Origin of the sequence: Maribacter spongiicola, assembly GCF_052119685.1 — a bacterium.
In the GTDB taxonomy this organism is placed as follows: domain Bacteria; phylum Bacteroidota; class Bacteroidia; order Flavobacteriales; family Flavobacteriaceae; genus Maribacter; species Maribacter spongiicola_A.
In genome coordinates, this window is sequence record NZ_JBGQOO010000004.1 from 256,300 (window position 1) to 269,172 (window position 12,873).

Below are 12,873 nucleotides of genomic sequence, written 5' to 3' on the forward strand. Positions count from 1 at the left end.
GGCTGAAGTATAGCTATTTGGCTTCGCCAAATAATCTAATAAAAATCTTTACACTCCCTCGCGATAGATATTTGGAAGCGATATTTTAAAACGTACCGCTAAAACCCGCATGATTATAATAGTAACAATTGCCAAAGAATAAGCTATGGTATTTTGTATCGGAAATTGAATTAACAGAAAGTATACGAGTCCGCCTAAAATGCAGACCGTTGCATAAATTTCTTTTCTGAATATTACAGGTATTTCATTACATAAAATATCTCGAATTACTCCGCCAAAACAAGCTGTAATGGTACCTAAGGCGATGCACATGACAGGGGATAAATCTGCCGCTAAACCTTTTTCTATACCTACCATGGTATATAGACCAATACCAATAGTGTCAAATAGAAAGAGTGATTTTCTTACGTATTTCAACTGCTTTACAAAAATGATGGCCAACAAAACGGTAATTACAATAATGAGCAGATGCATTGGTGCATTCAACCATCCTACAGGTCGAATTCCAATTAATAAATCTCTTAGAGTACCACCGCCAACTGCTGTTACAAAAGCAATGATAAGTACGCCAAAAACATCTAATCTTTTATCCATTGCGACCAAAACACCTGATATGGCAAATGCAATGGTTCCTAAAATATCAATGACGAAATAAAACATTTTTACAGCTTTTGGGTGAAGTAGTTATAATCTTTTAAAACAGTATCTAAATACTGCTTATCATATAAATCTGAATTGGTCTGCAATATACTATCAACTTTTTCTCTAAGCGCTTTCATCGTTTTAAAATCATTGCTTTTTTGAGCTATACTAAAGGTTTCTTTGATCAGTCTTACATCTTTATCTGTCAGTATGGTAACATTCACAAATTTTGGTACATAGGTATCTTCTACTTCTTCTAAAATGGTATGCGAAACTTTAGTCTTGTTTTTTGTACTAATAACAACGGTACCTGCTGCGGCATCGCCCAATCGCTGCCTTTTTTCAGAAAAAAGAATAGTAAGAATGCCTATTGACCCAACAAAGATCCAGATATCGACCAAACGAAGCATCCAACGAATTAAATAATTACTCCAATTTACCGGGGAACCATCAACCGATACCACTCTCATTTTCATAATCATTTTTCCTACAGTTCTACCATTAAAAATTATATGCATCAATAAACTGTAAAACATGGCAGGTAAAGATATTAAGCCTACGATGCCTCTCTGAGTCCATCCGTCATTATAAATATAACCAATGGCATCGCCAATTAAATCGACTAGTATATAATAGAGATATAAAATAAATGCATCTATAAAAAATGCCACAATTCGTTCACCAATACCTACAATTGTATAATTAAGGTTCACATTTTGCGTTGTATTGATTTGAAGGTTATTCATTAAGTCTTAAATTTAACAAGGTAAAATTAGTTTATGCGCGAAGCTGCTTTTGTGAAGCAAAATAAGGAAAAATGGATAGCATTCGAAAATGCTATGAACCTTGGTGCTACTTCAAACCCAGATGAGCTTGCCAATGGCTATATTCAATTAACTAATGATTTAGCCTATGCGCAAACGTATTACGCAGAAAGTAAGACTTTATTGTATTTAAACGAATTAGCTTCTAAAGCCCACCAAAAAATTTATAAGAATAAAAAAGAAGGCAAAAACAGAATTGTTAGCTTTTGGTTGACCGAATTCCCGCTTTTTTTCAAACAATACCATAACACACTGGGCATAGCTTTTTTAATATTCATAATAGCATCTGCCATTGGTTCATTATCTGCATTGAACGATGCTACTTTTGTACGTTTAATTTTAGGTGATGCCTATGTAAACGAAACCCTAAATAATATTGCCAACGGCGATCCTGCCGCCATATACAAAGGTGGTAGTGAAATCGGCTCATTTTTAGGTATTACCATTAATAATATTCGAGTTGCATTTCTTGCCTTTGCATTTGGTGTAATTACCAGTATCGGCACCGGTTATATTCTCTTTAGTAACGGCGTTATGCTTGGTGCTTTCATTACTTTCTTTTATACGAAAGGGGTTTTCTTTGAGGCAAATAAGCAAATATGGCTACATGGTACCATAGAAATTTCAGTGATCATCATTGCTGGCTGCGCTGGTTTAATTATGGGCAACAGCATACTGTTTCCGAAAACATATTCTAGACGCGTATCGTTTATGAAGGGTGCTAAAGACGGACTAAAAGTGGTGGTAAGTACGATTCCCTTTTTTATCATCGCAGGTTTTATTGAAGGTTTTATTACCAGATATACAGGTATGCCAAATTGGTTGGCATTTCTAATAATTGGAGCATCTTTATTCTTGATTATATTTTATTACATCGCATACCCAATAATACTTAACAACCAAAATGAAAGACAATTACATACCGTTACGGGTAAATCGTGATTTTGGCGGAATTGTATCCGTTTATTTCGATTTTTTTAAACAGAATATTAAAAACTTTACAAATGTTTTTATCAGTTATAATGGTGTTTTTTTAATAGGACTTTTAATAACTAGCTATTTATTGGTATCTGGATTTATGGGTATGATTGCGCAAGAATCTGGCAACAATTCTTTTGGCGGAGGTAATGAATTCGAACAAGATTATTATATTTATTTAGGTATTGGCGGATTTTTATTCTTCATCATTTTCTTGGGTATTGCCTTCTTAAATTATTCGTTATCTACGAGTTACATGATTAAATATGTAGAAACTAGAGATAATACCGTAGATAAAAAAGAAGTTTGGGAACTGGCAAAAAGCCAATTCGGAAATATCTTTGTATTCGTATTATTGCTGATACCGATATACTTCGTTTTTATTATTGCCGCTATTATTTTAGCCATTATACCCATTTTAGGAATTTTTGCACAATACATTGTACAATTCTTTTTAACCGCTTGGGTAGGCGTTTCATTCTTTGATATGCTTGAAAAGAAAAAAGGTGTTACCGAAGCATTGGGCGAAGGTTGGAAATTAGTAACTACTAACTTCTGGAAATCTGTAGGTGTCAACTTTATCATGGGTCTTTTACTAGGCATGTTACTGGTAATTGCCCTAATTGTACCTGGTATTATTATCGGTGTTTATACCTTTCATGTAGTAGAAAACAATGTAGACTACTCCCATTCTATCGTTTCTACCATTGTGTATACTTTAGGCACTTGTATCGTATTAATTATTGCAGTGTACGGTCAATGTCTTACCCAATTCGTAAATGGCGTATTATATTTTGCATTACATGAAAAAACATACAACGAAAATACCAGAGCTACTATTGAACAAATAGGTCAAAACGATTAAGTTGAAGCGTACTTTACTCCTCATATTCTTTCAGTTATTAGCGCTATGCTCTTTTGCACAGGGCACAAACGATAGTGTCATGAAAATTGATTCTTCGTCTTTACTGACTTTAAGAACCATTAACGATGATCTTTCTGAAAAATATACGGGCGACGAGTTTAACTACACTTTTAAAACGGGAGAATCTCAAAACCTATTGGCTAGATTTATTAATTGGGTCGGACAAGGACTGAGCAATATTTTCGGTATTAATATATCTCCACAGTTATTAAAAATCATTGAATATATTATTTACTTTTTATTGGTAATTTTAGCTATTTACCTCATCGTAAAAGTTCTGATCAATGAAAATTTCAATTTACTTTTTCAGAAAAAAGCGAAAATAATCAATGATATCAACTTAACAGAAGAGCATATTGAAGGTATCGACATTAACAATCTTCTCAGCACTGCTTTAGAACACAAAGACTACAGACTTGCCATACGTTATCAGTTTCTGCTTACGTTACAAAAGCTATCTAAAAGTGAAATTATAGAATGGCATTTTGATAAAACAAATTCAGACTATTTCAATGAAATCGAGCAACTAGAAATAAAAAAAGGATTTAAGAAAATAGCCTACCTGTACGATTATATCTGGTATGGCGAGCAGAGTATAGATAACAGTAAATACACAAAATCGATTTTAGATTTCGAATCGATCAATAAACAAATTCAATCATAATTTGGGTAAGCGTTCTAAAATAATACTTGGGCTTTTGATTGCGGTGCTAATTGGTATCATCGTAACCGAAATAGTACGCCCTAGACCGATAAATTGGAGTCCGTCATTTACCTCTGTTGCGAAAATTCCGTTTGGTTGTTTTGTTCTTTATAATGAACTGCCTTCCATATTTCCTAATAGCGACATTGAACCTGTTGAAAAAAGTATATATGATGTACTTTTTGAGCGAGATTCTACGATACCGTCAAACTACTTAATAATCAATGATTATATCTATTTGGATGAACAAGAAACAAATCAAGTTTTAAAATATGTAGCAAATGGCAATCAAGTTTTTATAGCCAGTAGCAGTCTTACAGGGCAATTAGCAGATACTTTAAATATTGAAATTACACAACAATACGAAATTCAAGAAGACTCCGTAAGAGCTTCCTTTTCCAATCAAAATTTTAAACAAGAACATTTCTATTTTGAAAGAGGAGTTGATCCTGCCTATTTTGTTAGTGTTGATACAGCAAACACACAAATACTTGGACACATACAATTCAAAACTTCTTCATTTTTAGAGAATAATAAGGATGAAATTAAAGTGAAGCCCAATTTTATAAAAACATCTTTTGGTGAAGGAAGTTTCATTATCAATACTTTGCCCGTCGCATATACCAACTATTACGTATTGGGTGATAATAGTAGTTACAGTACACAAAGTTTTTCGTATTTAAATGATCATCTTTTATATTGGGATAATTATAAAAAATCTGGCAGAAAAGTTATAACCTCGCCTATGCGATTCATATTAAATCAACCTGCATTAAAATGGAGCTACTACTTGCTTGTTGTGGGTTTACTACTTTTTGTAATCTTTAAAGCAAAAAGAGAACAGCGTATAATTCCTGTTATAAAACCTTTAGAAAACTCTTCTGTAGAGTTTGCAAAAACTGTTGGATCACTATATTATCAACATAGAGATTATGCTAACTTGAACGATAAAAAAATCACCTATTTTTTAACCTACGTTAGAAATAGGTACTATGTTAACACTACCGTTTTAGATGAAAACTTCATTACTCAATTAAGTGCTAAAGCCGGAAAATCGAGAGATGAGACAAAAGTTTTAATAGGCCTCATACTTAGTCTAAAAAATAAACCCATACATAATGAACAAGACTCATTAGCCCTGGTTCAGAAAATAAATACATATAAACAATCTTATGGAAGATAATACACAAGATGAAAACAACGTAGAATTTAATTCGCGTATAGACCTTACCAAACTACAGGAATCTGTAGCAAGGGTGAAATCTGAATTAGGTAAAGTAATTATCGGTCAGCAAGAAATGATTGAATTATTGATTGTTTCTATTCTAGCGAACGGTCATTCCCTCATTGAAGGTGTACCAGGTGTAGCCAAAACAGTGACCGCAAAACTATTGGCAAAAACAATGAACGTAGATTTCAGTAGAATTCAATTTACGCCAGATCTAATGCCTAGCGATATTTTGGGTACCTCTATATTCAACGTAAAGACATCAGAATTTGAATTCAAAAAGGGACCTATATTTTCAAATATTATTTTGATTGATGAGATAAACCGTGCACCTGCAAAAACCCAAGCCGCTCTTTTCGAAGTTATGGCAGAACGACAGATTACTATAGATGGAAATGAATTTCAAATGCAGCCCCCGTTTTTAGTATTTGCCACTCAAAACCCAATTGAACAAGAAGGTACCTACCGATTGCCAGAAGCTCAACTAGACCGTTTTCTTTTTAAGATAAATGTACACTACCCTACTTTAGAAGAAGAAATACAAATTTTAGAAAACAAACATCAACAGAAAAATACTAATGTGGAAGCATTGATAGATTCTGTTCTTTCTGCCGAGCAAATTGCAGCTTATCAATTGGTAATAAAAGATATTATCGTTGAAGACAATTTACTTAAGTACATTGCCGCCATCGTCAACAATACAAGAACTAATGCCAATTTATATTTAGGTGCATCACCTAGAGCTTCTATTGCCATACTAGATGCCTCCAAAGCGGTTGCAGCTATCAATGGCAGAGACTTTATAACTCCCGATGACATAAAAAAGGTAGTGGGTCCTATTTTAGGACATAGAATTATATTAACTCCTGAACGAGAAATGGAAGGCTATACCGCACAAAAAATGATCAGCGACCTTATTCAAACTATCGAAATTCCTAGATAAATTATTGTGAAAAAGGTATTCAAAAATATATTTCTTGAAAAAAGATTCTTTCTGGTATTAACAGGCATCATCTTATGCTTTTTAGTATCCTATATTTTTGAGAATATCTCATTTATTGCCAAACTTCTGTTCTATCTGTTTTTAGCGCTACTAATTGTAGATATCATTCTTCTGTTTTTATCAAAAGGAAATATAGTTGCCGACAGAATAGTACCTGACAAACTTTCTAATGGTGATGAAAATAATATCAAAATACAAGTTACCAATCAATACTTATTTTCAAGCACCGTAAATATTATAGACGAGCTTCCTTTTCAGTTTCAGAAACGGGACTTTAATTTTAGGAGTGTATTAAAATCCGGAGAGCAAAAATTTTACACGTATAATGTAAGACCTGTTGAACGCGGAGTATATAGTTTCGGTAATTTAAATGTATTCGCTACTTCCCCTATAGGATTTCTAGCTAAAAAATATACATATGACCAGGATAAGGAGGTGCCTGTGTATCCGTCATTTTTACAACTTCGCAAATATGAGCTTTTAGCATTTAGTAATCGCTTACTAGAATTCGGAATTAAAAAAATTCGCCGTATTGGTCATACGATGGAGTTCGAGCAAATTAAAGATTACATACAGGGCGATGATATTCGTAATATAAACTGGAAGGCGACGGCTAAAAGAGGTCAGTTGATGGTCAACCAATTTCAAGATGAAAAATCACAACCTATTTATTCTATTATCGACAAAGGCAGGGTTATGAAAATGCCATTTAATTCGCTTAGTTTACTCGATTATGCCATTAATGCAACATTGATTATAAGCAGTATTGCCCTTAAAAAGAACGATAAAGCAGGTATGTTTGCTTTCAGTAATAAAATAGAAAACAGAATAGTTGCAGAACGTAGAAGTTCTCAAATGAACCTTATTCTTGAAACTCTCTATAACTTAAATACTAATTTTGTAGAGAGTGATTTTAGTAGATTATATATTGATGTAAAAAGAAATTTACCACAACGAAGTCTTTTACTACTGTACACAAACTTTGAAACTTTAGATGCATTACATCGCCAACTACCCTATTTGCAAGCCATTGCAAAACAACATCTATTAGTCGTTATTTTCTTTGAGAATACAGAACTTGTGGCATACGCTAAAGAAAAACCAAATAATACACTTGAGATATACGAGCAGGCTATTGCAGAGAAATTTATTTATGAGAAACAACTGGTAGTCAACGAACTTAGAAAGTATGGTATCCAGTCGATTTTAACCAAACCAGAAGATTTGACTATTAATACTATCAACAAATATTTAGAAATAAAAGCAAAAGGACTTCTGTAAGTTATCGAAGAAGATAAGCTGCTTGTAATTCTGACGTAATATCGCCAGTTCCATTTTCAACGAACGAGGGCAATTGAATTTCATATTGGTTATCTAATTGAGCAACTAAACAACCACAGCTTTTGCCACCGCCGTTTCTTCTTCTTGTATTACTTGTCAATACATCTAATGCCATACCAGCTAAAACACCACCTAAAGTTGTATAAAGAACATCTCTTGTTTCCCATTCATAGCCTTTAGATTTATCATATATACCTTCTTTGGCTAGACCTGCTAACAAACTACTACCAACAGCACCAGCCCATTTCCATCCTTTTTGACCATTAGATATTTTGTCAGCTGCATAACCACCTGCTACACCAATGACAACCCCAGCACCAATATGCTTAGCTGAATTACCTGGATCTTGAGCATTTAAATTAACACTAAATATTAAAACAAAAATAAGAACTACTGTTTTCATAATGAGAACGGGGAATTTTTATTTTAATAACGTACTTTACTAAATAAAATTATATTGCTTTTTTTATTGTGTTAATAATTATCTTTAATATACTTCACCCTTTATTGGCATGTATTATCTAAATTTTTCAGATACTTTAGTAATGTAATATTTTACCTAAAATTCCGACCAATTGGTTATACAAATACAAATAAAATGAAAACTATTTTACATAAATCTGATACCAGAGGTCATGCTGATCATGGTTGGCTAAATTCTTATCATAGCTTCAGTTTTGGTGATTATTATAACGCCGAGCGTATGAATTTCGGAGTGTTAAGAGTATTAAATGATGATACTGTTGCAGGTGGTCGCGGCTTTGGAACTCACCCTCATAGAAATATGGAAATCATTTCTATTCCTTTAGAAGGTGACCTTCAGCATATGGACGATATGGGGAATTCAACAGTAATCAAAGCTGGTGACGTACAGGTTATGAGCGCTGGTACAGGTGTTTCACATAGCGAGCACAACAAGAACAAAGATCAAGAGGTTAAGTTTTTACAGATTTGGATTATACCGAATGAGCAAAGTGTTACCCCACGTTACGATCAAATCTCTATTAAAGATATTGCCACGAAAAATAGTTTGTATCAAGTACTTTCTCCTAACCCTGATGATGCCGGAGTATGGATTCACCAAAATGCATGGTTTCATCTTGGAGAATATGATTCTGAAACAAATGAGTTATATACTTTAAAACAAAAAGGTAACGGGGTTTACATTTTTGTTCTTGACGGGGAAATTGAGATTGCTAATCAGAAATTAAGTAAACGTGATGGATTTGGACTTTGGGATACCGATACTTTTGATTTTAAAACTAATGGCAAATCGAAAATACTAGTCATGGAAGTTCCTATGAGTATATAATTAACAATATCCCTTAATAAATTTGAGTATAAAAAGGCACTTTTAAAAGGTGTCTTTTATGATTTTATAAGCTTCTCTTTCTTATATTTAGGTAAAATATGAATATTAACAATTCCCCCAAAATCTTCATATTTTTCAAGGTGAGGTTTAATTTAGATAGAGTCGCCTATTTGACCCTCGAGAAATAAAGTACTTAAAATTTATAGTTTGTCTAAAAAAAACACTTTTACTAAAAGCACCAAAAAAATCAAATTTTTAGATGAATTTGGATTAATAACTATTATATCCTCAATTTTCACTTTTGCCGTATTCATATATACGCTTCTTTTTCATTCCTATATCGAACAGGTACTGGCTTTTGTAGTTGCTTTGGGTTTTGGTATTGGGTTTATCTTAAATCGCTTAAAATTTCATAAAGCTACTAGAATATACATGACCCTATTCCCCCCAGTTATGTTTATGAGCCTTATATTTTTAATAGGTGGTTATTTCGGCCAAGCTGTGGCATTTGCCACTATGGGGTTCTTGGCATTTATAGGTTACAGAAGAAATCCGCGTGCGCGAAATCTAATTATTACTTTTGATATTTTAGCTTTTATTATACCCACAATTTACATCTCTATATATGGTCCCATTTTAGGCATTATAGATGTACCTTTTGATGAGATTTTTGCATTCTTAGCTTGTTTAGGTTGGCTTTCGCTTACATTTCGAATGTATGATCAAAATAAGACTAGAACATATACTAATGACTTAGAAAACCATATTACCGCATTAAAAGAAAGCGAATTAAATCTTAAGATCGCCCAAAACGATTTAAGAAATCAAAACAACAAGTTAGCGGTTTTAAACAATGAACTTGAATTAAAAAACACTCATATTGAGGAGTTTACCTTTATTGTAACCCATGATTTAAGAGGTCCCCTAAACAATATTAAGGTCATTGCTACAGAATTAGAAAAACAACATTCAGATGCTAACTATGCGAATTTTAGCAACTATCTAAAGCATTTACAGGGCAGCTCTACTCGGCTTACCAATTTGGTCGAAGGTCTTTTGAAATATGCCGAAATCGGTAATTCTAGCGGAATGGAATCTGTAAATATCACAGAAGTTATACAACTAGTTATTGATGATTTATCTGAAAGTATTAAAGATTCTAAGGCAACATTGAACATTGGCGAAATGCCTACATTGATTGCCAGACCTACTGACATTAGAATGCTTTTTCAAAATTTAATTCATAATGCGTTAAAATTTAAAACTAATAATGGACTGCCGGTTATTAGCATCTCGTCTGAAAAGAAAGATAATGAATACCTGTTTAGTGTTGCCGATAACGGTATCGGAATACCGAAAGAGCAACTAGAGAACGTTTTTAATGCTTTTCATAAACTTCATAATCAATCTAAATTTGAAGGATCTGGTATCGGACTCTACGGAAGCAAAAAAATAGTGGACCACCACTTAGGTAAAATATGGGTCGAGTCTGAAGAAAATGTAGGTAGCACCTTTTATTTTACTATCAATACAAATTCTTTAGAACATCATAAAACCGAAGAACATAACGTACCTCTCAATTAAATATAACGCTGTAAAAAATAAATTTATATTGCCATATTATTTTTAATTGAGAACATTTCTAGAGTTTATAACAATCTACTAATTGGTGTTTGCTATCACTAAAATTTAAACTAATTAAACCTCAACAACTACATTTTATTATGAAACAATTACTCACCACCCTCTTTCTTTTATTGATCCTCAACGGATATTCACAAAATTCAATTATCGGATTCTCTTCTGAGAACACAAATAAACAACTGCAAATTGAAAAAAGTTTTGAAGAAAATTTAAATGCCACAAACCTTGACGAATGGATGCAGAAAATGGCTGCCGAACCTCATTGGGTAGGTACAAAATTCGGAGAAGAAAATGCAAAATGGATCAAAAGTCAATTCGAATCTTGGGGTTACGATAGTAAAATAGAGACCTATCAAATTCTATTTCCTTATCCGACAGAAAGAATTTTAGAATTAACCGGTCTTACTCAATACAAAGCAAAACTAACAGCTGTACCCGTAGAAGGTGATCCTTTTACCGCTCAAGGTGATGCCTTATTACCAAGCTATAATGCTTTCTCTACTGATGGTGATGTTGAAGCAGAATTAGTTTTCGTTAATTACGGAATTCCGAAAGATTACGAAGAATTAGAAAAACTTGGTATCAGTGTAAAAGGCAAAATTGTGATTGCAAAATACCAAGGGTCTTGGCGTGGTATTAAACCAAAATTAGCTGCCGAAAAAGGAGCTATCGGTTGTATTATTTATTCTGATCCAGAAGATGATGGTTACGGACAAGGAGATGTCTACCCAAAAGGTGCATACAAGAATAAAACCGGAGTACAACGTGGTTCGGTGATGGATATGCCTACATACCCAGGCGATGTATTAACTCCTGGTTATGCAGCTACAAAAGATGCTAAAAGACTTGATAGAAAAGATGCGCCGACTATTACAAAAATTCCTGTTTTGCCAATTTCGTACGAAGATGCACTTCCGCTATTATCTGCCTTAGATGGTACCGTTGCTCCAGAATCTTGGCGAGGCGGATTGCCAATTACTTATCATATAGGACCAGGACCAGCTACCGTTCATTTAAAACTTACATTCGATTGGAAACTGGTACCCGCCCATAATGTGATTGCGACTTTAAAGGGAACTGAATTTCCTGATCAGTGGGTTATGCGTGGTAATCACCATGATGCTTGGGTTCATGGTGCTAATGACCCTATTAGTGGTTTGGTCGCCCTTATGGAAGAAGCCCGTGCCATTGGTGAACTTGCAAAAAAAGGTCAAAAGCCAAAACGTACCTTGGTATTCTGCGCATGGGATGCCGAAGAACCAGGATTAATCGGTTCTACTGAATGGGTTGAGGATCATAAAAAAGAATTACAAGAAAAGGTAGTTGCCTATATAAATACCGACGGTAACGGTCGCGGATTCTTAGGCGCCGGTGGTTCACATTCACTACAGGCCATGGTAACCGAAGTGGCAGGTACCGTTGTTGACCCACAAACGAAAGTATCGGTTAAAGACCGCAGAATTGCAGCGAATATGGTTAATGGCGGCGATGACTCCTTTGAACTATATGCTTTAGGCTCAGGTTCAGATTATACTCCGTTTATTCAACATGCTGGTATTGCTGCGTTGAACTTAGGTTTTGGAGGTGAAAATGGTGGTGGAGAATATCATACTATTTACGATACATACCCACATTATAAAAGATTTAAAGATCCAGAGTTTGCCTATGGCGTTGCCTTGGCGAATACTACAGGTCTAATTACCCTACGTTTAGCAAATGCAGATGTTATTCCGTTGAACTTCTCGCAATGGCATTCGACTGTTTCAAATTATTTGACTGAAATTATTAATGAAACCGAAAATATGCGTAAAGAGGTTTTGAAACATAATAAGATGGTTTCTCAAAACTCATACGAAATAGCGGCAGACCCAACCAAAAAAGTTAAAACTCCTACGAAAAAAGAACTTATACCTTATATTGATTTTTCACCTTTACAAAATGAATTGGTGACACTGAACGAAACCATTGCTGCGTTTGAAAAAATCAATACCGCTTCGCTTTCTAAGAAGTCGATAGAAGAACTGAATAAGCGTTTAATGAAAGCGGAACAAATGCTAACCTCAGAGAAGGGTCTACCTCGTAGACCATGGTTTAAACATCAAATTTACGCTCCAGGTTTTTACACAGGTTACGGCGTAAAAACGTTACCAGGAGTAAGAGAAGCGATAGAACAAGAAAATTGGGTTGAAGCTCAAGAACAAATTAAAATTTTGACAAACACATTTAAGAACTTCAACACCTATATTAAAGATATAACTAATGATTTAAAATAA

General features: G+C 34.0%; 12 protein-coding genes. 9 read left to right on the plus strand and 3 right to left on the minus strand.

Going from position 1 to position 12,873, the window contains the following annotated elements; all coding sequences use genetic code 11:
* Positions 1-48 precede the first annotated feature (48 nt).
* Positions 49-660 (minus strand): trimeric intracellular cation channel family protein, encoded by a 612-nt coding sequence (locus ACEN2N_RS09265; protein WP_424001630.1) that lies wholly within the window; start codon positions 658-660, stop codon positions 49-51.
* Positions 661-662: 2 nt separating this feature from the next.
* Entirely contained in the window at positions 663-1,388 is a 726-nt protein-coding gene (locus ACEN2N_RS09270; RefSeq protein ID WP_424001632.1) for an RDD family protein, read from the minus strand.
* Positions 1,389-1,421: 33 nt separating this feature from the next.
* Here ACEN2N_RS09270 and ACEN2N_RS09275 point away from each other — a divergent pair, with 33 nt between their 5' ends.
* The 6 genes from ACEN2N_RS09275 to ACEN2N_RS09300 are packed head-to-tail and all read left to right on the plus strand — an operon-like array spanning position 1,422 to position 7,584.
* Positions 1,422-2,408 carry a stage II sporulation protein M gene (locus tag ACEN2N_RS09275; protein ID WP_441824061.1) on the plus strand — a complete coding sequence of 329 codons (987 nt, stop codon included), beginning with the start codon at positions 1,422-1,424 and terminating at the stop codon, positions 2,406-2,408.
* Positions 2,371-3,309 (plus strand): hypothetical protein, encoded by a 939-nt coding sequence (locus ACEN2N_RS09280; protein ID WP_441824062.1) that lies wholly within the window; start codon positions 2,371-2,373, stop codon positions 3,307-3,309. The genes ACEN2N_RS09275 and ACEN2N_RS09280 overlap by 38 nt, the downstream gene beginning before the upstream one ends.
* A gap of 1 nt (position 3,310) precedes the next feature.
* Entirely contained in the window at positions 3,311-4,033 is a 723-nt protein-coding gene (locus ACEN2N_RS09285; protein ID WP_441824063.1) for a hypothetical protein, read from the plus strand.
* A 1-nt stretch (position 4,034) separates the two neighbouring features.
* Positions 4,035-5,255 carry a DUF4350 domain-containing protein gene (locus tag ACEN2N_RS09290; RefSeq protein WP_441824064.1) on the plus strand — a complete coding sequence of 407 codons (1,221 nt, stop codon included), beginning with the start codon at positions 4,035-4,037 and terminating at the stop codon, positions 5,253-5,255.
* Positions 5,245-6,243, plus strand: a complete 999-nt coding sequence (locus tag ACEN2N_RS09295) for an AAA family ATPase (RefSeq protein WP_441824065.1) — start codon at positions 5,245-5,247, stop codon at positions 6,241-6,243. Before ACEN2N_RS09290 ends, ACEN2N_RS09295 begins: the two co-directional genes overlap by 11 nt.
* 6 nt (positions 6,244-6,249) lie before the next feature.
* The gene (locus ACEN2N_RS09300; RefSeq protein ID WP_441824066.1) at positions 6,250-7,584 is read left to right on the plus strand and encodes a DUF58 domain-containing protein; all 1,335 of its coding nucleotides are present in this window, start codon (positions 6,250-6,252) and stop codon (positions 7,582-7,584) included.
* Between the two features lies 1 nt (position 7,585).
* Here ACEN2N_RS09300 and ACEN2N_RS09305 read toward each other — a convergent pair whose 3' ends face one another.
* On the minus strand, positions 7,586-8,047 hold the full coding sequence (locus ACEN2N_RS09305; protein ID WP_441824067.1) for a hypothetical protein: 462 nt from the start codon (positions 8,045-8,047) through the stop codon (positions 7,586-7,588).
* Between the two features lie 195 nt (positions 8,048-8,242).
* Between ACEN2N_RS09305 and ACEN2N_RS09310 the strand changes: the two genes are divergently transcribed.
* The 3 genes from ACEN2N_RS09310 to ACEN2N_RS09320 all read left to right on the plus strand — a co-directional run bounded on the left by ACEN2N_RS09310 (position 8,243) and on the right by ACEN2N_RS09320 (position 12,873).
* Positions 8,243-8,956 carry a pirin family protein gene (locus tag ACEN2N_RS09310; RefSeq protein ID WP_441824068.1) on the plus strand — a complete coding sequence of 238 codons (714 nt, stop codon included), beginning with the start codon at positions 8,243-8,245 and terminating at the stop codon, positions 8,954-8,956.
* Positions 8,957-9,163: 207 nt separating this feature from the next.
* Complete coding sequence (locus ACEN2N_RS09315; RefSeq protein WP_441824069.1) at positions 9,164-10,540, plus strand: sensor histidine kinase; 1,377 nt, start codon at positions 9,164-9,166, stop codon at positions 10,538-10,540.
* Between the two features lie 140 nt (positions 10,541-10,680).
* Positions 10,681-12,873, plus strand: a complete 2,193-nt coding sequence (locus ACEN2N_RS09320) for a transferrin receptor-like dimerization domain-containing protein (RefSeq protein WP_441824070.1) — start codon at positions 10,681-10,683, stop codon at positions 12,871-12,873.